Source organism: Mesorhizobium kamtschaticum (genome assembly GCF_056174585.1).
This window is the reverse complement of record NZ_CM149691.1, coordinates 6,857,393-6,879,114: the sequence shown is the minus strand read 5'-3', so window position 1 is coordinate 6,879,114 and position 21,722 is coordinate 6,857,393. Positions and strand designations below refer to the sequence as shown.

The 21,722-nt window shown below is 63.8% G+C and carries 20 protein-coding genes and 2 pseudogenes; 18 read left to right on the top strand and 4 right to left on the bottom strand.

Annotated elements, in window-relative coordinates; translation table 11 throughout:
• Positions 1–133: 133 nt before the first annotated feature.
• A complete protein-coding gene (locus tag AC0V7N_RS33975) occupies positions 134–766 on the bottom strand; it encodes a MarR family winged helix-turn-helix transcriptional regulator (RefSeq protein WP_475453098.1) in 633 nt (210 codons plus the stop codon).
• A 118-nt stretch (positions 767–884) separates the two neighbouring features.
• Between AC0V7N_RS33975 and AC0V7N_RS33970 the strand changes: the two genes are divergently transcribed.
• On the top strand, positions 885–2,414 hold the full coding sequence (locus AC0V7N_RS33970) for an MDR family MFS transporter (protein WP_475453096.1): 1,530 nt from the start codon (positions 885–887) through the stop codon (positions 2,412–2,414).
• Positions 2,415–2,467: 53 nt separating this feature from the next.
• Here the strand turns inward: AC0V7N_RS33970 and AC0V7N_RS33965 are convergent, their stop codons facing one another.
• On the bottom strand, positions 2,468–3,499 hold the full coding sequence (locus AC0V7N_RS33965) for a LacI family DNA-binding transcriptional regulator (RefSeq protein ID WP_475453094.1): 1,032 nt from the start codon (positions 3,497–3,499) through the stop codon (positions 2,468–2,470).
• Between the two features lie 45 nt (positions 3,500–3,544).
• On the bottom strand, positions 3,545–4,429 hold the full coding sequence (locus AC0V7N_RS33960) for an alpha/beta hydrolase (protein ID WP_475453092.1): 885 nt from the start codon (positions 4,427–4,429) through the stop codon (positions 3,545–3,547).
• Between the two features lie 231 nt (positions 4,430–4,660).
• Here AC0V7N_RS33960 and AC0V7N_RS33955 point away from each other — a divergent pair, with 231 nt between their 5' ends.
• The 10 genes and pseudogenes from AC0V7N_RS33955 (at position 4,661) to curA (ending at position 13,129) form a co-directional block, all read left to right on the top strand.
• The gene (locus AC0V7N_RS33955) at positions 4,661–5,413 is read left to right on the top strand and encodes a glutamine amidotransferase (RefSeq protein ID WP_475453090.1); all 753 of its coding nucleotides are present in this window, start codon (positions 4,661–4,663) and stop codon (positions 5,411–5,413) included.
• Between the two features lie 8 nt (positions 5,414–5,421).
• The gene (locus tag AC0V7N_RS33950; protein ID WP_475453088.1) at positions 5,422–6,432 is read left to right on the top strand and encodes a nucleoside hydrolase; all 1,011 of its coding nucleotides are present in this window, start codon (positions 5,422–5,424) and stop codon (positions 6,430–6,432) included.
• Positions 6,432–6,680: a hypothetical protein gene (locus tag AC0V7N_RS33945; protein WP_475453086.1), complete on the top strand. Its 249-nt coding sequence runs from the start codon at positions 6,432–6,434 to the stop codon at positions 6,678–6,680. Before AC0V7N_RS33950 ends, AC0V7N_RS33945 begins: the two co-directional genes overlap by 1 nt.
• A 49-nt stretch (positions 6,681–6,729) precedes the next feature.
• On the top strand, positions 6,730–7,446 hold the full coding sequence (locus AC0V7N_RS33940; protein WP_475453084.1) for a BMP family lipoprotein: 717 nt from the start codon (positions 6,730–6,732) through the stop codon (positions 7,444–7,446).
• Positions 7,447–7,505: 59 nt separating this feature from the next.
• Positions 7,506–7,964: pseudogene (locus tag AC0V7N_RS33935) on the top strand (ATP-binding cassette domain-containing protein); the annotation flags it as partial.
• 350 nt (positions 7,965–8,314) lie between these two features.
• Positions 8,315–9,043: an ATP-binding cassette domain-containing protein gene (locus tag AC0V7N_RS33930; RefSeq protein ID WP_496627587.1), complete on the top strand. Its 729-nt coding sequence runs from the start codon at positions 8,315–8,317 to the stop codon at positions 9,041–9,043.
• Positions 9,043–10,068 carry an ABC transporter permease gene (locus AC0V7N_RS33925; RefSeq protein WP_475453080.1) on the top strand — a complete coding sequence of 342 codons (1,026 nt, stop codon included), beginning with the start codon at positions 9,043–9,045 and terminating at the stop codon, positions 10,066–10,068. Before AC0V7N_RS33930 ends, AC0V7N_RS33925 begins: the two co-directional genes overlap by 1 nt.
• Positions 10,069–10,073: 5 nt before the next feature.
• Positions 10,074–11,027 (top strand): ABC transporter permease subunit, encoded by a 954-nt coding sequence (locus AC0V7N_RS33920; protein ID WP_496627586.1) that lies wholly within the window; start codon positions 10,074–10,076, stop codon positions 11,025–11,027.
• Positions 11,028–11,051: 24 nt separating this feature from the next.
• Positions 11,052–11,975: an acetamidase/formamidase family protein gene (locus AC0V7N_RS33915; RefSeq protein ID WP_475453076.1), complete on the top strand. Its 924-nt coding sequence runs from the start codon at positions 11,052–11,054 to the stop codon at positions 11,973–11,975.
• Between the two features lie 131 nt (positions 11,976–12,106).
• Positions 12,107–13,129, top strand: a complete 1,023-nt coding sequence (gene curA / locus AC0V7N_RS33910) for an NADPH-dependent curcumin/dihydrocurcumin reductase (RefSeq protein WP_475453074.1) — start codon at positions 12,107–12,109, stop codon at positions 13,127–13,129.
• A gap of 77 nt (positions 13,130–13,206) precedes the next feature.
• On the opposite strand, the gene AC0V7N_RS33905 is transcribed toward curA, so the two are convergent.
• On the bottom strand, positions 13,207–14,529 hold the full coding sequence (locus tag AC0V7N_RS33905; RefSeq protein ID WP_475453072.1) for an MFS transporter: 1,323 nt from the start codon (positions 14,527–14,529) through the stop codon (positions 13,207–13,209).
• 207 nt (positions 14,530–14,736) lie between these two features.
• Here AC0V7N_RS33905 and cyoA point away from each other — a divergent pair.
• The 7 genes and pseudogenes from cyoA to AC0V7N_RS33870 all read left to right on the top strand — a co-directional run bounded on the left by cyoA (position 14,737) and on the right by AC0V7N_RS33870 (position 21,613).
• A pseudogene (gene cyoA / locus AC0V7N_RS33900) lies at positions 14,737–15,917 on the top strand (ubiquinol oxidase subunit II).
• A gap of 10 nt (positions 15,918–15,927) precedes the next feature.
• Positions 15,928–17,925 carry a cytochrome o ubiquinol oxidase subunit I gene (gene cyoB / locus AC0V7N_RS33895; RefSeq protein ID WP_475453068.1) on the top strand — a complete coding sequence of 666 codons (1,998 nt, stop codon included), beginning with the start codon at positions 15,928–15,930 and terminating at the stop codon, positions 17,923–17,925.
• A 9-nt stretch (positions 17,926–17,934) separates the two neighbouring features.
• Complete coding sequence (gene cyoC, locus AC0V7N_RS33890) at positions 17,935–18,561, top strand: cytochrome o ubiquinol oxidase subunit III (RefSeq protein WP_475453066.1); 627 nt, start codon at positions 17,935–17,937, stop codon at positions 18,559–18,561.
• Positions 18,558–18,935, top strand: a complete 378-nt coding sequence (cyoD, locus tag AC0V7N_RS33885; RefSeq protein ID WP_475453064.1) for a cytochrome o ubiquinol oxidase subunit IV — start codon at positions 18,558–18,560, stop codon at positions 18,933–18,935. The genes cyoC and cyoD overlap by 4 nt, the downstream gene beginning before the upstream one ends.
• Positions 18,932–19,744: an SURF1 family protein gene (locus tag AC0V7N_RS33880; protein ID WP_475453062.1), complete on the top strand. Its 813-nt coding sequence runs from the start codon at positions 18,932–18,934 to the stop codon at positions 19,742–19,744. The genes cyoD and AC0V7N_RS33880 overlap by 4 nt, the downstream gene beginning before the upstream one ends.
• Entirely contained in the window at positions 19,741–21,087 is a 1,347-nt protein-coding gene (locus AC0V7N_RS33875) for an ATP-binding protein (RefSeq protein ID WP_475453060.1), read from the top strand. The genes AC0V7N_RS33880 and AC0V7N_RS33875 overlap by 4 nt, the downstream gene beginning before the upstream one ends.
• A complete protein-coding gene (locus AC0V7N_RS33870; protein ID WP_258585623.1) occupies positions 21,077–21,613 on the top strand; it encodes a response regulator transcription factor in 537 nt (178 codons plus the stop codon). The genes AC0V7N_RS33875 and AC0V7N_RS33870 overlap by 11 nt, the downstream gene beginning before the upstream one ends.
• Positions 21,614–21,722 lie beyond the last annotated feature (109 nt).

The following is a 21,722-nucleotide window of genomic DNA, read 5'->3' as shown; positions in this document are numbered from 1 at the left end:
GACCCATGCGCGCGGGCCAAAGAGCACGCGTGCGCGGTCATATGCGCCTCCAACAAATCGCGCAGCCGCCGCAGTGTCTTGTTGGCGCTTCATCGGTTCGAGCTACGGCTGCAGTCCGGGCAACTCGGCAGGTCTAGCCCGGTTCCGTCTCGTCCATCATCTGCTTGACGGCATCGGCCGCCTTGCTCATCCCCGCCTCGTCGATGGCCCAACCCGCGAAGCGTTCCAACAGGAGAGCGAACGTCACTAGGTCCTGTTCATCCCACTGCGCCAGAGTGCCGGCGAAAATCCGCCATTTGGTCTGACGAACCGCCGTCACGAGGCGCTCGCTCCTGGCGGTGAGTTTGAGGCAAATGCGCCGGGCATCGAGTTGCGATGCGACGCGGACGGCGTAGCCGCGCTCGACGAGGTCGGCGGAGATGCGGCTGGCGCGGGAGGGGTCGATCCCCATGCGCTCGGCTATGATGCCGACCGTCACCTCGTCCCGTGCGGTGTCGCCGACGCCGGCGCCGAGTGCGATAATCGCATCGAGATGGCTCACTTCCAGCGAGGGATCGATGCGGGCCAGGATCAAACGGCCGAAGTCCCGGCGCTGGATCGAGCGGCGCACCTTGGTCATCACCGCATCGATGGCGGCAACGGCGTCGGCTGCAGCTTCGGACAGGCCACTGCTGCGCGCCAGATCCGCGAGGTCCTGATCGCCGTGCGTTTGACACAGGGCGGAAAATCGGTCCGGATTGCCTGGCTCGGTATCGTTGCTGCTCATACCCCAGCGCGCTAGCAAAAATATATGCGAATGTCAATTATGTGCTGGCAGCATATATTTGATATTGACATATATCTGCCATGGGCACATAAACCGCGCCCAGTCTACGGAGAACCCAATGACTCTCGACTCGACCCTTCCAGAGGCGGCACCGATAGAGGCCGAAGCCGGACCCGACTTGACGACATTGATCGTCTATTTCGGCGCACTGATTGCCATGTTCATGGCCACCATCGACATGCAGATCGTCGTCACCGCCTTGCCGACCATTGCCGGCGAACTCGGCAATCTGCATCTGTTCGGCTGGGTCGGCGCCGCCTATCTGCTGTCGACGGCCGCGGTCGCGCCGTTCTACGGCAAGCTCGGCGACATGTATGGCCGCAAGAACGTGGTGTTGACGGCGATCACCCTGTTCCTGCTGGGGTCGCTGGTCTGCGGCATGGCATGGTCGATGGAGAGCCTGATCGCGGCGCGTGTCCTGCAAGGTATCGGCGGCGGCGGCCTGATGGTCTCGGCCTTCGCCATGATCGGCGAACTGTTCGGGCCGCGCGACCGCGCCAAATATCAAGGCTACAGTTCGGCGGTGTTCGCGCTGTCGTCGGTCCTCGGTCCGTTGGCCGGAGGCTATATCACCAGCCTGTTCGGCTGGCGCTGGGTGTTCCTGGTCAATCTGCCGATCGGCATCGTCGTGCTGGCGATCCTGGCATTCGCCATGCGCAGCCGGTTCAATGAGAAGAGGCACCGCATCGACTATCTCGGCGGCTTGCTGCTGGCCATCGGCACCACGGCAATCGTCTATTGGGGCTATCATGTGCTCGACCCCGCCGGGCCGGATCTGCTCACCTTCGTGCTGCCGGTCGTCGCGCTGGCGGCAATCGCTTCGTTCATCATGGTCGAGCGGCGGGCCGAGGAGCCGATCGTGCCCTTGCGGCTGTTCGGCATTTCGACGGTCCGCGTCGTCACCGGCGTGTCGGTGGTCGCCGGATCGGTGACGCTGGGCATGTTCTTCTATTTCGCGCTCTACATGCAGACGTTGACCGGGCTCAGCCCGGCCGAAGTCGGCTTCCTGTTCCTGCCGGCTTCCATCACCTCCATGGTCATCTCGATCGTCGCCGGGCGGGTGATTGCCGCAACCGGCCGCTACAAATGGATGCCGGTGGTGGCGATGGGTATTGGCGGGCTGCTGATGATCGGTTTTGTCTTCATCACATCGCACACGCCGATTTGGGTGCTGGCGGTGATGATGGGCCTGTTCGGCATCAGCATGGGTCTGCAATTCCAGGTGCTGATCGTGGCGATCCAAGCCGCGGCGCCGCTGCAGGATATCGGCGCGGTGACCTCGCTGATCACGCAGGCGCGGACGATAGGCGCATCGCTGGGTCTGGCGCTGAACGGCGCGGTGATGACCTGGGCCCTGAACCGGCAGACATCAGAGCTTCCCGCCGATGCCGCCGCCCTGCTGCCGGACGGCCTGACCGGACTGACCCCGCATCTGGCGTCAAGCTTGCCGGCCGCGATCCGCGACGTGGTGCTCGGCCACTATTCCAGTGGTTTCAACGTGATGTTCCTCTGGGTGGCGGCGCTCTACTTCGTCGCCATGGCGCTGACGCTTCTGCTCGAGGATATCCAGATCCCGAAGCGGGGCTGAGGCCAAGCTTCCCGGCGCGGCCTCAAAATCTCCCGCGCCGGGCGCGACATATGTTAGGAGACAGGCGAACCAATCGGTCTCGGCGTGTCGCTTCTTCCGCCGCAGCTTTCGCGCACGATCAGTCTCGGCATGATGAACTCCATTCCGAATTTGACTTCGATCTTGCCCTCGACCAGGCCGATGAGGTGTCTGGTCGCGCTGCTGCCCAGCTCTTCGGTCGGCTGGGCGACCGTCGTCAGCCGCGGGACGGTGTATTGGCCCTCCAGAATGTTGTCATAGGCGACGACCGCAAGGTCTGCCGGAACGCTGAAGCCGAGATCCGCCGCGGCGCGCAAAATGCTGATCCCGGCGAGATCATAGGTGGCGAAGATGGCGCTTGGCCTTTCCGGTGCTGCCAAAATGTGGCGCGCAAGTTCATGGGATGACTGGCGGTCGTACTCCTGGCTGTGATGCAGGACCGGCTTTAGGCCCGCATCGGCCATCGCGTGCGCATATCCTCGCGCGCGCTCGCTTGGCACCCGAACCGGACCGCAAAGCGCTGATATGTCGGTGTGGCCGAGAGAGAGCAGATGGCGGGTCGCGGTGACCGCGCCGGCAAAGCTGTCCGTGGCCAGCAGAAAGGCGTTCGGCGCATAGTTGATGCGGCGGTCGAGCAGGATGAAGGGAACGGCGATTTCCGAAAACAGGGCGGTCAACTCATCGGAGCTGCTGCCGCTGATCAGGAAGAGCCCGTCGACCTGCCGGTCGAGAAAGGTGCGGACATAGCGCAGCTCGCGCTGCGCATCCTGCTCGCTGTTGCCGAGCACAAGCGTATATCCCGAGAGGTCGGCGCAGTTCTCGATCACCCGGGCCAGCTCGGCGTAGAACGGGTTGGAAATGTCGGGGACGATCAGGCCAAGCACACGCGACCGCTGCCCCCGCAAGGCCTGTGCGACGCGGTTCGGGCGGTAGCCGAGCGCGGCGATGGCGTCGAGCACGCGCTGCCTTGTTTCGGCAGCGACTGGCCGCGGCCCGTCATTGACGACATAGCTGACGACGGCTGTCGAGGTCCCGGCGCGCCTTGCAACATCGGATCGAGTGACCATTACACCTGCCTTGCCCCCGAGAAACCGGCCGAATTTTCCGTGCCGTCAAGTCCAGCATTCATGCATGTGGTTCATGACATGCCTCAAGAAGGCGCTTTCCTTGTCGGCATAGGCGCTGATGGCCGTGAAATGATCGCAGCCCTCCTGCGGATGGGCCTGGACCCTGTTGCCCCCAGCCTGCCAGGCCGCGCAGAACGTCTCCGACTGCCGCCAGAATTCTTGGCTCTCGTTGGAGCCCCAGCTGACGAGCAGCGGTATTCCGTTCTGCGGCACATGCAGTATCGGGCTGTTGCGCCTTATCTGCTGGCCGTTGAACTGTATCTTCGGTTGGATCCACGTGTACTGGAAGGGCTCGATATCATAGAGCCCGCTGATCGGGCAGCCCCCCTTGATGACGTCTGCCGACAGCCCGTAGTCGTTGACCCAATCGGTCACCGCCATCATCGCGGTCAGATGGCCGCCGGCGGAATTGCCGGTCACATAGATCCGGTTGCCGTCGGCGCCGAATGTGGCGGCGTTCTTGTAGGTCCAGGCAATCGCGGCCCGGCACTGGCGCACGATCTCGTCGACGGTGACTTTTGGGCAAACGTCGTAGTCGATGATGACGGTGGTTACGTCATTGCCGGTAAAACCCTTGGCCACCCAGATGTAGTTTTCCTTTTTCAGGCGACCGTCGAACCAGTAGCCGCCATGGATGAAGACCACGATCGGCGCGCCGGTCGTGCTGGCGGGATAGATGTCGAGCTTCTCCATGCGGGTTGGTCCGTAATGGACGTCGGGCGTGCGGTTGAGGGTTTTTCTCGCCTCTTCGGCCTCCGCAATGCGGCCGGCGATGATTTTCTCGAACGCTTTGGGGTCGTCTATCCTGAGCTCAGGCCTGTACTCCCAGTCGAGCTGTTCCTGCGTTTCGAACTGACGGTACAGCGGCATTCGACCACCCTTTCCCTCTCATCTGCGCACGCAGCGTGGCGCAGACGTCCTGTCGCGTCCAGCCCGTGGCATGACGCTCTTTTTGCGCCGGCGCTTCGGCCAACTATGCTTGCAAGACCAATTCTACTCGTGTAGATACCATTTAAACGAGGCAATGTCGAGCATCTGGCCAGCCCGCCCATGCGCGCATCAGCCTCCGATACGCGACCGCGACCAAGTCTGGAGAATGCGATGAGTGGCAAGAGGATCCTGATCGTCGGCGAGACCTGGTTCACCACGGCGACGCACACCAAAGGCTTCGATTCCTTCACCACGACATCGTTCGGCGAGGGCTATTCGATCCTCAAGGCCGCGCTCGAGGCCGGCGGTTACCAGGTCGATGTCATCCAGAACCATGCCGCTCCGACGGATTTTCCCGACACTGTCGACGGGTTGCGGAAATACGCGACCGTAATCCTGAGCGATATCGGGGCCAACACGCTGCTGCTCGCGCCAAAAACCTGGCTGCACGCGCAGCGGTCGCCCAACAGGCTGGACGTGATTGCCGATTACGTGAAGGGCGGCGGCGGACTGGTCATGGTCGGCGGCTATCTGACCTTCACCGGCATCGAGGCCAAGGGCTGTTGGAAGGATACGCCGGTCGAGGCCTGTCTTCCCGTTCGCCTGATGGCGACGGACGACCGGCGCGAACATCCCGAAGGCGTTGTCGGCACAATCGTGCGCGATACCCATCCTGTCTTCAATCAGGTGCAAGGGCCGCTGCCGGCATTGCTCGGCTACAATCGCGTGACGCTGGCCGAAGGCGCGGAGCTCCTGGCGACGATCGGCAACGATCCGCTTCTGGCCCTGACCGAGCATGGCCAGGGCCGCACGGCCGCCTTCATGTCGGACTGCAGCCCGCATTGGTGTCCCGCCGAATTCACCAACTGGCCCGGCTACAAGGCCATGTGGTGCAATCTCGTCGCCTGGACGGGTCGCGGTTGACGGCGCCGATGCTTGACCTTCTGCACGACTGCGACCCCGGCAATGACGACGCACTCGCCATCCTGGCCGCGCTGGGACATCCGGCGGTCCGGCTTCTGGCGGTGACCACGGGGGCTGGACATCTTGCGAGCGACCGCACCGCGATCAATGCCGCGATCACCGTCGCCGCGGCGCATCCGCTGATCGCGCCCGTCTGCGAAGGCTCGGCCGGGCCACTGCTTCGCGAGCGCCTGATCGCCCGCATTCTCGATATGGAGAGCGCACTCGACCCCGCTCGCGACGATCTGGCGCGCGTCGAGCTGGACCCGCAGCATTCCGTTGATAGGATCGCGGCCGAGGCTGCCGCGCATCCCGGCCTGACGATTGTCGCCACCGGACCGCTGACCAATCTTGCCCTTGCCTTGCGCCGCTACCCGCAGATCCAGCCGCTGATCGGCAGGATCGTCACGCTCAGCGGTGCGTGGGGCCTGGGGACGAAGACGGCGGCGGCCGAATGGAACATCCTGTGCGACCCCGAGGCGGCGGCGATCGTCTACGGCTCGGGCATTGCGTTGACCATGGTCCCGGTGGACGCCAGTGGCATCGTGCCGATCACGAATGCGCTGATCGATCGCGTCGCGGCACTTCGCACGCCTGCCGCGAAACTGGCCGCGGAATTGCTGGCGTCGCTGCGCGCAACGCACCGGCCGAACATCCTTACGCCGACCGAGGCGCCGCTGCATGATCCCTGCGCCGTGCTCGTGGCGGCGCAGCCTGGGATTGCGAAGACCGTCAGGGCCAGAGTCGACGTCGAGACGTCACCGGGACTGAACTATGGCCGCACCGTCGTCGATTTTCTCGGCAGGTCCGACAAGCCGGCCAACTGCGACGTGGTCATCGAATTCGACGTCGAGGCGACGCAAGAGGCCCTTTTCGCGTCGATCGCATCGATCGCGGCGCTGCAGCGCGGCGATGTCGAAGCAGGCAGCATAATTCCAGCAGCAGCACATCAAACGAAACAACAACAGGGAACACGATGATGATGAGAATCCTTTCGAAGTTACTGGCCGGCGTTGCCGGCGGATTGCTGTCCGTCTCGATCATGGCGGGCGCGGCGAATGCGGCCGACAAGCTCAGCGCCGTCTACGTGATGAGCGACAATCTGGGCGACATGGGTTTCAACGACAATGCCGCAACCGGCTTTGCCCGCGCGGAGGCGGATGGCGTGCGCACGCGCCTGCTGCAGGCCTCGCCGAGCGATCCGCAATTGTGGCGCCAGAAATCTTGAAGCGGTCTCCAACTCCGGCGAATGGAACATCATCTTCACCGGACCGAACATGCACGACAATCTGGCGGCGGTCGCGCCGCAGCATCCCGAACAGAAATATGTCTTCTTCGACGATCAGCTGGATTTGCCGAACGTTCTTTCGGTGAAGTACGCACAGAACGAGGGATCCTATCTCGCCGGAGCGCTCGCGGCGATCGCGGCGACGGACAAGGCGGAGTTCCCGCTTTCCTCCGGTGAGCCGAAGATTGCGGTGGTCGCCGGCATGGATCTGCCGGTCATCCAGGACTTCATCGTCGGCTTCAAGCAGGGCGCCAAGACGGTGGTGCCGAACATCGAAGTGCAGGTGATCTTCATCGGCAATTTCAACGATGCGCAGAAGGCCTACGACCTCACCAAGACCGCCGTCGAGAATGGCGCCAACGTCGTCTACAACGTCGCCGGCCCCGCTGGCCTCGGCATATTGAAAGGCGCCGCCGATGCGAAGAAATATGCAATCGGCGTCGATTCCGACCAGAACGGACTGCACCCCGACAACGTCCTTGCCTCGATGCTGAAGCAGATCGGCAACTCGATCTACGACTCCATCGGGCAGGTCCGCGACGGCAAGGCCGAGTTCGGCAAGCTCAAGATCTACGGTCTCGCCAACAACGGCGTCGGCCTGGTCTACAACGATGCCCTGGTGCCGGCCTCGGTAAAGGCGAAGATCGATGAGGCGAAGGCGAAAGTCGTGAGCGGCGCGCTTAAGGTCGAGACGGCCTTCAAGTAGACTTGGAAGCAGACGGGCGGGTTCGGTCCCGCCCGTCATCTCGTTGGTGGACTTGTGCCATGACCGGCTCGGATGAAATCCTGCACCTTTCGGGGATCGCCAAGACGTTCGGCGAGAAGGTTGCGTTGCGAGACGTCGCGTTGAGCGTCCGGCGCGGCGAAGTCCATGTCATCTGTGGTGAGAATGGCGCGGGCAAATCGACCTTGATGAACATTCTGGCCGGCATCCACCAGCCGAGCGCGGGTGTCATCCAACTCGATGGCAGCAAGGTCGAGATCGCCAGCCCGATCGCCGCGAGCCGGCTCGGCATCGGCATGGTCCACCAGCATTTTACCTTGGTCCCCTCGATGACGGTCGCGGAAAACATTTTCCTCGGCCGGCACCTCACCCGGCTGGCGATCTTCTCCGACCGCAAGGCCATGGTCGCGCGGGCCGCAGCACTCATAGAGCGCTACAATTTCGGACTCGATCCGCATACGCCGGTCCGCGACCTGTCTGTCGGACAGCGTCAGCGTGTCGAGATCCTGAAGGCACTCGCCTTCGACGCGGAACTGCTGATCCTGGATGAGCCAACCGCGGTGCTGACGCCTCCCGAGGTCGATGAACTGATCAACGTCATCGATGGCTTGCGCTCACGCGGCCGGACGATCCTCTTCATCACCCACAAGCTTCGCGAGGTGAAGGCGGTGTCGGACAGGGTGACGGTGCTGCGGCACGGCAAAACCATATCGACGCATCTGACGCGCGACGTCAGCGAGGCGGACATCGCCCGCGACATGGTCGGCCGCGATGTCTTCTCGTCGGCCGTGCCGGCCAGTCGCGCAAGCGCGCCTTCGGCGAGACCAAGCTCAGGCTTCGCCATGTCGCGGTGGCAAATGCCGCCGGCAGGCGGCTGCTCGACGACATTTCACTCGAGGTCCGCTCCGGCGAGATCGTCGGCATCGCCGGTGTTGACGGCAACGGGCAAACCGAGCTGTCCGAAGTCATCGCCGGGTTCACCGATATCCAGGCCGGAACGATCGAATTCGACGGCCGGGACGTCACCACCGTCGACGTGCCGGGTCGCCAGCAAGCCGGCCTCGGCTTCGTCCCGGAAGATAGGCTGGATCGTGGCCTCAGCGTCACCATGAGCGTCGGCGAGAATCTGGCCGCGACCAATTACAGGCTTGCCGGCCTGATCAGGCACGGACTGGTGCGCACCGACAGGGTCGACACGTTCGCGGCGGGCAAGATCGCTGAGTTCGACATTCGTGGCGCACAGCCGTCGACGCCGGTCGGCAGCCTGTCGGGCGGCAACATGCAAAAGGTCGTCATCGCACGGGAGTTGAACCGCGATCCCACGCTTCTGGTGGTCAGCCAGCCGACACGCGGCCTCGACATCGGCGCCGCCGAATTCATCTACGAGCGCATCATGGCGGCGGCCGATCGCGGCCGCGCCGTGCTGCTGATCTCGTCCGAACTGTCGGAGATTTTCGCACTCTCTGACAGGATCGGCGTGATGTATTCAGGAAAGCTCTTGCGGGTCCTCGAGCGCGGCGATGCCGACGAAGTGACAGTCGGTGCGCTGATGAACGGTTCGCTCGGGGCGGTCAACTGATGCGTAGCACTGTCATCGACCTGTTGAAGGCCATCCGCGCGCCGGTCGCCGCGATCGCGCTGACGCTCGCTATCGGTTTCGTGCTGGTTGCCGCCATCACCGACGAGCCGGTCCGTGCCTATCGCGACCTGCTTCTGGCCAATTTCGATTCACTCGGCAATTTCGCCCTGTTCCTCAATCGCGCAACGCCGTTGACGCTGATCGCGCTCGGCGTGATCTTTTCGTTCCGGGCCGGCGTCTTCAATGTCGGCGGCGAAGGCCAGCTCTATGCCGGTGCCATCACGGCGACCATAATCGGCGTCTCCCTTTCCGGCCTTCCGGCGGTGGTGCTCTTTCCGCTCGTGGTCGTCGGGGGCATCCTGGCCGGCGCGTTGCTCGGCTGGATACCCGCGGTCCTCAAGGTCAGGCTTGCCGTCGACGAGGTCGTCACGACGCTGATGTTGAACATCATTGTGCTGTTGTTCACGTCCTATCTTGCCAATCAGGTGATCCGCGATCCGACCAGCTACGGTGCGGTAAGCGCGGTGCTGCCACAAAAGATATGGCTTCCGGCGTTTCCCGGCGTGCCGGGCGCCACCAGCGGCATCATCGTCGCTGCCCTGCTGTCGGTGGTGAGTTGGGTGGTGCTGTTCAGGACGGAATGGGGCGCGCAGCTGCGTGCATCCGGCACCAATCTGCGCTTTGCCAGGACCATCGGCGTTCCCGCCGACAGGCGCATCGTCATGGCCATGCTGCTGGCCGGCGGGTTCGGCGGTCTGGCGGGCACGCTCTATGTGCTGGGGATCGGCCATCGCTTCGAGCAGAATTTCTCGCCCAACTATGGTCTGGTCGGGCTCACATGCGCCCTGCTGGCGCGCATCCATCCGATCGGTGCGCTGGCGACGGCGTTGTTCTATGCCATGATCATCAACGGCGCTGCGTACATGCAGATCTCCACCGACGTGCCGCGTTCGCTGGTCAATCTCCTCACGGGCCTCCTCGTGCTGTTGATGACGGCGCGGCTCAACGCCCGGGCGCGGGGCTAGAGCCGATGGCATACATCTCCTTTCTCGCCTCGGTGCTCGAACAATCCTCGCCGATCGTGCTGGCGGCCTTGGCCGCAATGATCACGCTGCGCGCCAACATCCTCAACGTTGCCGTGGAGGGGATGATGCTGGTGGCCGCGTTCACCGCCATTGCCGTCGGCAATGCATCCGGAAGTGCGGCACTTGCGCTTTTGTGTGCGCTGGTTGCGTCGATCCTGATGTCCCAGCTTCTGGCGCTGATGACCTTGCGGTTTTCCGCGGATTTCATCGTCGCCGGCCTTGGCATCAACCTTCTGGCCGCCGGCGGCAGCCTGTTTGCGCTGGAGTGGTTTTACCGGAGCCCGGGTGGCTTGCGTCCGATCATCTTCCCCGATCTCTGGCACATTCCGGCTGGTGCGCTTTCCCTGTTGCCGCTGCTCGGTCCGGCGCTGGAGGGGCAGAGCGTCATCGTTGTCCTGGCATTCCTGGCCGTGCCGGCCTGTTTTATCTTCCTCTACAAGACGCCGGTCGGCTCCTATTTGCGCGCCGCGGGCGAAGACGAGCATGCGGCGCGCTCCGCCGGTATCGATGTCGCGCGCATGAAGGCGCTGGCGCTTGCCATCAGCGGCCTCCTGGCGGGTCTCGCCGGCGCTCAGATCTCGATGGACAAGCTGCACTTCTTCCTCCCGGAGATGACCAGCGGCCGTGGCTTCATCGGCCTTGCCGCGACGCTGTTCAGCGGTGGCTTGCCCTGGACAACGGCTGCCGCTGCGGTGCTGTTCGGCTTCTTCGGAGCGTTGGGTGACCGCCTTCAGGCGCTCGCCATCCCCTCGCAGTTCGTCCTGATGTTGCCCTATCTCGCGGCCATTCTTGGGCTGACATTCGCGCGCTGGCGGCTTCACCTGCGCAACCGTCCGGCCAGGATTCTCGAACCAGCACCGGCAGGCGGGTCATCCGATCCGCAACGTTCAAACCTTTGACCACCATGACGCAAGGGCCAACCCATGCAGCGAGAAGATGACTTCGTGTTTCATTTCGGCGGCCATGCACCTCGCAGGACCGTGCGTCCCGGGGAGGTCTTCACCGTTTTCACCGAGGACTGCTTCTCCGGCAGGTTGACCGATGTCGACGGCCGGCCGCGTGAGGTTGCGCCGTACCCGAAGGTCAATCCGCTGACCGGGCCGATTGCCGTCGACGGCGTTGTGGCCGGAGACATTCTCGCCATCCGCCTGATCGCGCTGGAGCCCGCGCGCGACTGGGGCGTCGCGACGATTTCGCCGGATTTCGGCCTGCTCTCGGGCACGCGTGCCAATCCCAACCTCCAGCAGCCGCAGGACGAACGCGTCTGGATCTGGACCTTCGACGCAGACCGCACTTCGCTGGCGACGCCGACGCGTTCCGGGGCTCGGCTGCAAGTCCCTTTCCGGCCATTTCATGGCACTCTGGGGGTGGCGCCGGCGCATGGCGAAGTCCGCCTCGGCGTCGTCCCGGGTGACTTCGGCGGCAATCTCGACATTCCGGATCTCGGCCCCGGCGCCACGCTCTACATCAGGGCCAATGTCGATGGCGGGCATGTCTATATCGGCGACGGGCACTATTCGCAGGGCGACGGCGAGATCGCGGGCACCGCGATCGAAGGCGCCTTCAACACGACATTGTCGATCGACCGGCTTGCGCCCGAAGACGGGTTCGATTGGCCGAGGCTGGAGACCGAGAGCCACATCGGCGTCATCGGCTGCGCACGGCCTGTCGACGACGCCGTCCGGATCGCCGCATCCGGCCTTGTCAGGTGGGTCGCTCGGCGGACGAAACTGGATCTGATGGACGCGCACCAGCTTGTCAGCCAATGCTGCAAATTGCGCGTCGGAAACCTGGTCAATCCGTCCTTCAGCGTCCTTTGTTCGATTCCAAGGAGCGCTTTGCCCTGAGCGGCGGTTCAGGGCGTCCCAGTGGCGCGGCACATTCAGACGACAGTATAAGGGATCGACGTCGCGCGAGAATCTCGGCCCGATAGCGCCAACCGCTCTTCGCGTGGAATGCCGTTCGAAGGGAGTATCCAATGTCGACTGAGACGAACAGCCGCATCGTGCTGGCGGCACGACCGCAAGGCCGGCCGAAGCCGGGCGATTTCCGCGTCGAGTCCGTGGCGATCGCCGAGCCGGGCGAGGGCGAACTGCTGCTCCAGATCCTCTATCTGTCGCTTGATCCCTATATGCGCGGCCGCATGAACGCCGCCAAATCCTATGCCAAGCCGGTCGAGATCGACGGCGTGATGGAAGGCGGCACCGTCGCGCGTGTCGTCAGATCCCGCCATGCCGATTTCGCTGAAGGCGATATCGTGCTGTCCCACTCGGGATGGCAGAGTTTTGCTCTGTCGGACGGTGTCGGGCTGCGCAAGCTCGATCTCGCGGCGGCGGCAACCGTCACGACCGCACTTGGCGTGCTTGGCATGCCGGGTTTCGCCGCCTATGCCGGCCTGCTGACGATCGGACAGTCAAAGGCCGGCGAGACTGTGGTCGTGGCGGCGGCCAGCAGCGCGGTCGGCTCGGCCGTCGGCCAGATCGCGCGCATCAAGGGCGCGCGCGCCGTTGGCATCGCCGGCGGCGCCGACAAATGCGCCTTCGTGCGGCAGGAACTCGGCTTTGACGCGGTCGTCGATCACCGGGCCGAGAATTTCGCCGAGCAGTTGAAGGCGGCCTGCCCGGATGGCATCGACGTCTATTTCGAGAATGTCGGCGGCCCTGTCTGGGATGCGGTGTTTCCCCTGCTGAACGAGTTTGCGCGTGTGCCGGTCTGCGGGTTGATCGCGCAATACAACACCATCGCCGCTTCCGGCACCGACCGGCTGCCGACGCTGATGCAGCAAGTGCTCCACCGCAGCCTGACGATCAGGGGTTTCATCCAGCGCGAATTTGTCGACCAGCGTCCGGCCTTCTATCGCGAGATGGCAGGGTGGATCGCGTCCGGGCAGGTCCGCTACCGGGAAGATATCGTGGATGGCCTGGAGAATGCGCCACAGGCTTTCCTCGGCCTTCTCGATGGCAAGAATTTCGGCAAGCTCATCGTGCGGGTCGCGCAATAATTGCGTCTCGCAGTAGAGTCGGGCGTCAAAACAAAGATTAAGGCGCGTCGCGTGAATCCGTTTCGACGCAACGCGCTTTAGTCGGGTTGGCGATCCGCCGCCGGACGGCGCCCGTCGATCCACAGGGCGAGCAATGTGCAGGCAGCACCCGACAGCAGATAGGCACCGGCCGCGATGAGGCCGAAATTGCCGGCCAGCAGCAGGGCTGCCAGCGGCGCGAAGCCGGCGCCGAACATCCACGCCAGATCCGAGGTGATCGCTGAGCCGGTATAGCGATGCTGCCGGGAAAAGCTCGAGGCGACGACGCCCGACGATTGCCCGAAACTCAGCCCCAGCAGGATGAAGCCCAGCACCATGAACAGCGCTTCGCCGACGGTGCCGCCATCCAGAAGCTGCGGGGCAAAGCCGCTGAACGTCGCGATGGCGATCGCCGAACCGCCGAGCAGCGCACGGCGTCCGACACGATCGGCCAGCGGGCCCGATGCGACGATGGCCGCAATACCGAACAGCGCGCTCACAGCCTCGATCGCCAGGAAGCGCGCCGGCCCCTCATTGGTGAACAGGAACACCCAGGAGAGCGGAAACACCGTCACCATGTGGAACAGGGCGAAACTCGCCAGTGGCGCGAAAGCGCCGACGACGACGTTGTGGCCCTCGGCGCGGATCGTGTCCCTTATGCGCGTCGGCTGCAGGTCGCCGCTCTCGTACAGTTTGGAGAATTCGGGCGTGACGACAATGCGCAGCCTGGCGAACAGGGCCACGACATTGATGGCGAAGGCGACGAAGAAGGGATAGCGCCAGCCCCAGGCGAGGAAGTCGTCGGCCGACAGATTGGCGACGAAGAAGGCGAAGAGAGCGCTGGCCACGATGAGGCCGATCGGCGCGCCCAATTGCGGGATCATGGCATAGAAGCCGCGCCGATTCTCAGGTGCATTCAGCGCCAGCAGCGAGGGCAGTCCGTCCCATGTGCCGCCGAGCGCCAGCCCCTGTCCGATGCGGGCAAGCGCCAGCAGCCAGATCGCGATCGCACCGATGTCGCCATAGGCCGGCAGAAACGCGATGGCGACGGTCGAGGTGCCGAGCAGGAACAGCGCGATGGTCAGTTTCGCGCCGCGGCCATAGGCGCGATCGATGGCCATGAACAGCACTGAGCCGAACGGGCGCGCGACGAAGGCCAGCGCGAAGATCGAGAAGGAATAGAGCGTTCCGGCAAGCGGATCATGCGTCGGAAATATGAGCTTGGGGAACACGATGACGGACGCGATCGCATAGACGAAGAAGTCGAAGAATTCCGACGTCCTGCCGACGATCACGCCGACCGCGATATCGCCGGCGCTGACCTGGCCATGATGCGAGCCGATCAGCTCGCTGTTCGTTTCGGCAGTCGAAGTCTGAGCCATCTTATCCGTCGCCACCGCGTGGAATGAAGTGTCCGGGACCCAATTATGGGAATTCCCCAAAGGTTCCATTGTGCACTGCACACTGCGCCAAAGCCATGCCGGCTGGGCATTGGACAAATTGTCCAATGTTGCCGCGCCGCCGCGAGCAGTAGCCCTTGGATCGATACCGCACTGAAGGTTGCCGCGGTCCATCGAGGGCAGCGTTTGATGAAACGATTTGGAGCCTTGCTTCTGTTCCCCCTGGCCGGGCTGTTGAGCGGCTGCGATCTGGTCGTGCTCGCGCCCGCCGGCGATGTCGCGGCCCAGCAGCGCGACCTGCTGGTGGTCTCGACCCTGCTGATGCTGATCATCATCGTGCCGGTCATGGCGCTGACTGTCTTCTTCGCCTGGCGCTACCGGCAATCCAACGCCGCGGCGACCTATGCGCCGGACTGGGATCATTCGACCAAACTGGAACTGGTGATCTGGGCGGCGCCCCTGCTGATCATCATATGCCTTGGCGCCTTGACCTGGCTCGGCACGCATCTGCTCGACCCATACCGCCGGATCGACCGCATCGAACCAGGCCAGCCGGTCACGGAGCTGCACCAGCCGCTGCGCGTCGAGGTCGTGGCCCTCGACTGGAAATGGCTCTTCATCTATCCGGATTACGGCATCGCCTCCATCAACGAACTGGCGGCGCCGGTCGACCAGCCGATCGACTTCCGCATCACCTCGTCGGCGGTGATGAATTCCTTCTACATCCCAGCCCTTGCCGGGCAGATCTATGCCATGCCTGCGATGGAGACGAAGCTGCACGCCGTCATCAACCGGCCGGGCACCTATAGCGGCTTCTCTGCCAATTACAGCGGCGCCGGCTTTTCCGGCATGCGCTTCGCCTTCCACGGCCTGTCCGAGCAGGCTTTCGAGCAATGGGTGGCACAGACCAGGACCGCGTCGGCGGCGCTTAGCCGCGAGACCTATCTCGACCTTGAAAAGCCGAGCGAGAACGAGCCGGTCCACCACTATGCCTCCGTCGATCCCGACCTCTTTGGCGCCATCCTCAACCTGTGCGTCGAGCGCGGCAAGATGTGCATGAACGAGATGATGTCGATCGACGCCAAGGGCGGCCTCGGTCTTGCGGGTGTCCGCAACACGCTGCCGCTGCAATACGACAAGCTCGCCCGGCGCGGCGCGGTGTTCGGCAACGAGCCGTCCTATGTCGCCAGCATCTGCACTGCGGAGGAGGCGGCTGCCGCGACGCGCGCGGCCAGCAATGCCACGCCGACGGATTGGCCGGCGAGGAATCTTCCCCGCTGCGCGGGGCAGGGCTGCTGAGGCCAGGCACCGAGAGCCGTCGCGCTGAGGCGAATACGCCGTCGCTCGGCCTGCTGCGGCGCGATTTGTGAGAGACAGAAGATGCCCGATACGCTGACCAAATTCATCTTCGGCCGTCTCACCTGGGACGCGTTGCCGCTGCACGAGCCGATCGTCGTCGCCACCTTCGCCGCGGTGGCGCTCGGCGGCATCGCCCTTCTCGGCGTCATCACCTATTTCAAGCTCTGGGGTTACCTGTGGCGCGAATGGTTCACCAGCGTTGACCACAAGAAGATCGGCATCATGTACATGGTGCTCGGCCTGGTCATGCTGCTGCGCGGCTTCTCCGACGCCATCATGATGCGCCTGCAGCAGGCCATCGCCTTCAACGGTTCCGAGGGCTACCTCAATTCGCATCACTACGACCAGATCTTCACCGCGCACGGCGTGATCATGATCTTCTTCGTGGCGATGCCCTTCGTCACCGGGCTGATGAACTTCGTCGTGCCGCTGCAGATCGGCGCGCGTGACGTCTCCTTTCCCTTCCTCAACAATTTCAGCTTCTGGATGACCGTCGGCGGCGCCATCCTGGTCATGGCATCGCTGTTCGTCGGCGAATTCGCCCGCACCGGCTGGCTCGCCTATCCGCCGCTCTCCGGCATTGGCTACAGTCCGGATGTCGGCGTCGACTATTACATATGGGCGCTGCAGGTGGCGGGTGTCGGCACGACGCTGTCGGGCATCAACCTGATCTGCACCATCATCAAGATGCGCGCGCCCGGCATGACGATGATGCGCATGCCTGTCTTCACCTGGACGTCGCTGTGCACCAACGTGCTGATCGTCGCGTCCTTCCCGGTGCTGACGGCGGTGCTCTCGCTGCTGGCGCTCGACCGCTATGTCGGCACCAACTTCTTCACCAACGACTTCGGCGGCAATCCGATGATGTATGTGAACCTCATCTGGATATGGGGTCACCCGGAAGTCTACATCCTCATCCTGCCGCTGTTCGGCGTCTTTTCCGAGGTCACCTCGACCTTCTCCGGCAAGCGCCTGTTCGGCTACACCTCGATGGTCTACGCCACGGTGGTCATCACCATCCTGTCGTACCTCGTCTGGCTGCACCACTTCTTCACCATGGGTTCCGGCGCCAGCGTCAATTCCTTCTTCGGCATCACCACGATGATCATCTCGATTCCCACGGGAGCGAAGATCTTCAACTGGCTGTTCACGATGTATCGCGGCCGCATCCGCTTCGAACTGCCGATGATGTGGACGATGGCCTTCATGCTCACCTTCACCGTCGGCGGCATGACCGGCGTGCTGCTTGCCGTGCCGCCGGCGGATTTCGTGCTGCACAACAGCCTGTTCCTGATCGCCCACTTCCACAATGTCATCATCGGCGGCGTGCTGTTCGGCCTGTTTGCCGGCATTGCCTACTGGTGGCCCAAGGCCTTCGGCTTCAAGCTCGACCCGTTCTGGGGCAAGGTGTCGTTCTGGTGCTGGGTGGTCGGCTTCTGGTTCGCCTTCATGCCGCTCTATGTCCTCGGCCTGATGGGCGTGACGCGCCGCATGCGCGTCTTCGACGACCCTTCGCTGCAGATCTGGTTCGTCATCGCCGCCTTCGGCGCGGTGCTGATCGCCTGCGGCATCGCCGCCTTCCTGATCCAGATCTTCGTCTCCATCCGCAAGCGCGAGGCTCTGACCGATCCGACCGGCGATCCCTGGGACGGCCGCACGCTCGAATGGTCGACCTCCTCGCCGCCGCCCGCCTACAACTTCGCCTTCACGCCTGTGGTGCGCGACAACGACGCCTGGTGGGACATGAAGAAGGCCGGCTACATCAGGCCGCTCTCCGGCTTCAAGCCGATCCATATGCCCAGCAACACCGGCACCGGCGTCATCCTGGCCGCCTTCAGCGTGGCGCTCGGCTTCGGCCTGATCTGGTACATCTGGTGGCTGGCGGCGCTGAGCTTCGTCTGCCTGATCGCCACCGCGATCGGCCACACCTTCAACTATATCAGAGACTTCCACATTCCGGCTGCCGAGGTCACGCAGGCGGAGGCGGCGAGGACGATGCTCCTCGCCGCCCAGGGTTAGGGTTTGAGCATGGCTTCGATAGCAACCACGGCCGGCACCGAACCGGTCTTCCACCTGGAAGAAGAGCATGCGCACGCTGAAGGCAGCAGCACCATGCTCGGCTTCTGGCTCTATCTGATGAGCGACTGCCTGATCTTCGCCATGCTGTTCGCGGCCTATGGCGTGCTCGGCGGCAACTACGCGGCGGGACCTGCGCCGAAGGACCTGTTCGATCTCGATCTGGTGGCTGTCAACACCACCATGCTGCTCTTTTCCTCGATCACCTATGGCTTTGCCATGCTGACCATGGACAAGGGTCGCGTAGCGGCGACCCAGGCCTGGCTTGCCGTGACCGGCCTGTTCGGCCTGGCCTTCCTGTCCATCGAGCTCTACGAGTTCTCCCACATGATCCACGAAGGCGCCACGCCGCAGCGCAGCGCCTTCCTGTCGTCCTTCTTCACGCTTGTCGGCACGCACGGCCTGCATGTCACCTTCGGCATCGTCTGGCTGGTGACGCTGATGACGCAGGTCGCCCGGTTCGGCCTTACCGAGGCGAACCGCCGCCGGCTGATGTGCCTCTCGATGTTCTGGCATTTCCTCGACGTCGTCTGGATCGGCGTCTTCACTTTCGTCTACCTGATGGGGATGTTGCGATGAGCGCTCATGATCATGCCGAGGGTCACGGCGACGCCCATGGCGGAGCCGCGCACGGATCGTTCAGGGGCTATCTGATCGGCTTCATCCTGTCGGTGATCCTGACCGCCATTCCGTTCTGGCTGGTCATGAGCGGCGCCATCGACAACAAGCAGGCCACGGCCATCGTCATCATGGCCTTCGCGGTGGTGCAGATCGTCGTCCACATGGTCTTCTTCCTGCATATGAACACCGCTTCGGAGGGCGGATGGTCGATGCTGGCCCTGATCTTCACGCTGATCCTGGTCGTCATCGTGCTGACCGGCTCGCTCTGGGTGATGTACCACCTCAACGCCAACATGATGCCGGGGCTGCACGACATGCGCGAGATGCCATGAGTCCGGCGCCGGGCGCGGGGAGGACCATCGCCGAGGCACGGATCGGGTCGGCCGGCATTGGCTTGCCCGCCGCGCCAGGAAAGGACGCCGGCAGATCGCCCGCGTCGCGGCTCTTCCTCGCACTGCTCGGGCTCCTCGGCGTGCTGGTGTTTCTCGGGCTCGGTATCTGGCAGCTGGAAAGGCGCGTCTGGAAACTCGACCTGATCGCCCGCGTCGACCGGCGCATCCATGCTCCCGTTGTCGATGCGCCAGGTCCGGGGAACTGGGACGGCATGACCGCGGCCGCCAACGAGTACACCCATGTGCGACTGGCCGGGCGGTTTCTGGGCGGCGAGAACACGCTGGTGCAGGCGGTGACGGAGCTTGGCGGTGGCTATTGGGTGCTGACGCCGATGCGAACCGACCGCGGTTTCGTCGTGCTGGTCAACCGCGGCTTCATTCCCCAGGAGCGCAAGGCCGAGTTCGAACAGGAGAACGGCGGCGGCACATCGCCGGCCGTCATTGACGGGCTGTTGCGCATGAGCGAGCCCGGCGGCGGCTTTCTGCGCAACAACGACGTGGCGGGCAATCGCTGGTATTCGCGGGACGTCGCGGCAATCGCCACCACGCACGGCCTGACCGACGCCGCTCCCTATTTCGTCGATGCGGAGGCATCCGGCGACTGGCCGCGCGGCGGCCTGACTGTCGTCAATTTCCGCAACAGCCACCTTGTCTATGCTTTGACCTGGTTCACGCTCGTTGCGATGCTCGCCGCAGCCCTGGCCGCGCCGATCATCGGCCGCCGCTGGCGGCGAGGACCGGCAAGATGAGCGTCCCGACGCAAACCCTTCGCAACGACAAATCCTTCGCGGTATCCCTTGCGGGCAACGGCGCGGTCTCGGATCCCGACGCGGCGAACAGTAAAAACCTGCTCCTGCTCATCCAGCTGCGTTGGCTGGCGGTGGCCGGTCAGGTGCTCACCATTCTGGCGACGGAATACTGGTTCGACATTCCGCTGCCGCTGCCAGAGATGGCCGGCGTCGTGCTTTTCCTGGTCGGGCTGAACATTTTCAGCCTGCTGGCTTCGCGCGGCCGGCGCCCGATCAGCAACGCACAGCTGTTTGTCGCGCTCATTTTCGACATGGCGGCGCTGACGACCCAGCTTTACCTAAGCGGCGGTGCCTCGAACCCGTTCGTGTCGCTCTACCTGCTGCAGATCACGCTGGGCGCCGCGCTGCTGACACCCTGGTCCACCTGGATCCTGGTGGCGGCCGCTTCCGCCTGCTTTGTTTTCCTCACCTTTCAGTTCCAGCCGATCGCCATTCCGCATCACGGCGGCAGCGACCTGCTGGCCCTGCATATCAGGGGCATGTTCATCTGCTTCGTGCTGGCGGCGGGCCTGATCGTCATCTTCATGACGCGCATCAACCGCAATCTGCGCGAACGCGACGCCTATCTCGCTGATCTGCGCCAGCATTCCGCCGAGGAGGACCACATCGTGCGCATGGGCCTGCTCGCCTCGGGTGCCGCGCATGAACTGGGCACGCCGCTTTCGACCATCTCCGTCATCCTCTCCGACTGGCGCCAGACGCGCAGCGTCACCCGCAACCGCGAGCTGGCCGGGGACGTGGCCGAAATGCAGGCGCAGATCGAGCGCTGCAAAAGCATCGTGTCGGGCATCCTCATGTCTTCGGGGCAGGCGCGGGGCGAAGGCACGATCCGCACCAGCATCCGCCATTTCATCGACGATCTTGTCCGGGAGTGGCGCGGCAGCCGCCAGCCGCTCAATCTGGAGTACAGCAACGATTTCGACCCCGACGAGCAGATCGTCTCCGACACGGCGCTGAAGCAGGTCATCTTCAACGTGTTCGACAACGCCCAGGAAGCCTCGCCCGATTGGGTCGGCGTCACTGCCGAGCGGCAGGGCGAGAAACTGGTTATTTCGGTGCGCGACCGTGGGCCGGGTTTCGACGAGGCTATTCTGGCGGCACTGGGCCAGCCCTATATGTCGAGCAAGGGACGGCCGGGCGGCGGCCTTGGCCTTTTCCTCGTCGTCAACGTGGTTCGAAAGCTGGGAGGCGACTTTTCGGCGCGTAACATGGAGCAGGGGGCCTGTGTTACGCTCTCGCTGCCGCTGGCGGCACTGACCGATGGAGATGATCATGAGGCCTGATCGATCCCTGTTTATCGTCGAGGACGACGCCACCTTCGCGAAGACGCTGAAACGCTCCTTCGAAAAGCGCGACTACGACGTTGTGGTCTGCCACGGCAGGGAAGAGTTGGCTCGCGCCCTCGAAACAGCGGTTCCGGCCTACGCCGTCGTCGATCTCAAGCTTGGCGCCGGCGGCTCCGGGCTGGAATGCGTCAAGCTGCTCAGCGCCCGCGATGCTTCGATGAGGATCGTCGTGCTGACCGGCTTCGCCAGCATCGCCACGGCGGTCGAGGCGATCAAGCTCGGCGCATGTCACTATCTGGCCAAGCCCGCCAACACCGACGACATCGAAGCCGCCTTCGGCCGCGCCGAGGGCGATGTTTCCGTGTCGCTGAGCAGCCGTCCCACCTCGATCAAGAACCTCGAATGGGAGCGCATCCACGAGACGCTCGTCGAGACCGGCTTCAACATCTCCGAAACCGCGCGCCGGCTCGGCCTGCACCGGCGCACTTTGGCCCGCAAGCTTGAGAAACGCGTGGTGCGATAGCCGGAAGCGCTGCGCCCACGATCGGGCTAAGACCGATTGGTCCATCGGCCAATTCGAGCGGGAGCATTCAAAGCTTTCCTGCGTGGCCCGGGATGCCTATCTGTGTGCA

Excerpts from the sequence above, each read along its gene's own strand:
- AC0V7N_RS33975 (WP_475453098.1), bottom strand. The coding sequence starts at position 766 with ATGAGCAGCAACGATACCGAGCCAGGCAATCCGGACCGATTTTCCGCC.
- AC0V7N_RS33920 (WP_496627586.1), top strand. The coding sequence starts at position 10,074 with ATGGCATACATCTCCTTTCTCGCCTCGGTGCTCGAACAATCCTCGCCG.
- AC0V7N_RS33880 (WP_475453062.1), top strand. The coding sequence starts at position 18,932 with ATGAGTCCGGCGCCGGGCGCGGGGAGGACCATCGCCGAGGCACGGATC.
- curA (WP_475453074.1), top strand. The coding sequence starts at position 12,107 with ATGTCGACTGAGACGAACAGCCGCATCGTGCTGGCGGCACGACCGCAA.
- AC0V7N_RS33875 (WP_475453060.1), top strand. The coding sequence starts at position 19,741 with ATGAGCGTCCCGACGCAAACCCTTCGCAACGACAAATCCTTCGCGGTA.
- AC0V7N_RS33955 (WP_475453090.1), top strand. The coding sequence starts at position 4,661 with ATGAGTGGCAAGAGGATCCTGATCGTCGGCGAGACCTGGTTCACCACG.
- AC0V7N_RS33945 (WP_475453086.1), top strand. The coding sequence starts at position 6,432 with ATGATGAGAATCCTTTCGAAGTTACTGGCCGGCGTTGCCGGCGGATTG.
- AC0V7N_RS33950 (WP_475453088.1), top strand. The coding sequence starts at position 5,422 with ATGCTTGACCTTCTGCACGACTGCGACCCCGGCAATGACGACGCACTC.
- cyoD (WP_475453064.1), top strand. The coding sequence starts at position 18,558 with ATGAGCGCTCATGATCATGCCGAGGGTCACGGCGACGCCCATGGCGGA.
- AC0V7N_RS33905 (WP_475453072.1), bottom strand. The coding sequence starts at position 14,529 with ATGGCTCAGACTTCGACTGCCGAAACGAACAGCGAGCTGATCGGCTCG.
- AC0V7N_RS33925 (WP_475453080.1), top strand. The coding sequence starts at position 9,043 with ATGCGTAGCACTGTCATCGACCTGTTGAAGGCCATCCGCGCGCCGGTC.
- AC0V7N_RS33965 (WP_475453094.1), bottom strand. The coding sequence starts at position 3,499 with ATGGTCACTCGATCCGATGTTGCAAGGCGCGCCGGGACCTCGACAGCC.
- AC0V7N_RS33960 (WP_475453092.1), bottom strand. The coding sequence starts at position 4,429 with ATGCCGCTGTACCGTCAGTTCGAAACGCAGGAACAGCTCGACTGGGAG.
- AC0V7N_RS33940 (WP_475453084.1), top strand. The coding sequence starts at position 6,730 with ATGCACGACAATCTGGCGGCGGTCGCGCCGCAGCATCCCGAACAGAAA.
- AC0V7N_RS33915 (WP_475453076.1), top strand. The coding sequence starts at position 11,052 with ATGCAGCGAGAAGATGACTTCGTGTTTCATTTCGGCGGCCATGCACCT.
- cyoC (WP_475453066.1), top strand. The coding sequence starts at position 17,935 with ATGGCTTCGATAGCAACCACGGCCGGCACCGAACCGGTCTTCCACCTG.
- cyoB (WP_475453068.1), top strand. The coding sequence starts at position 15,928 with ATGCCCGATACGCTGACCAAATTCATCTTCGGCCGTCTCACCTGGGAC.
- AC0V7N_RS33870 (WP_258585623.1), top strand. The coding sequence starts at position 21,077 with ATGAGGCCTGATCGATCCCTGTTTATCGTCGAGGACGACGCCACCTTC.
- AC0V7N_RS33970 (WP_475453096.1), top strand. The coding sequence starts at position 885 with ATGACTCTCGACTCGACCCTTCCAGAGGCGGCACCGATAGAGGCCGAA.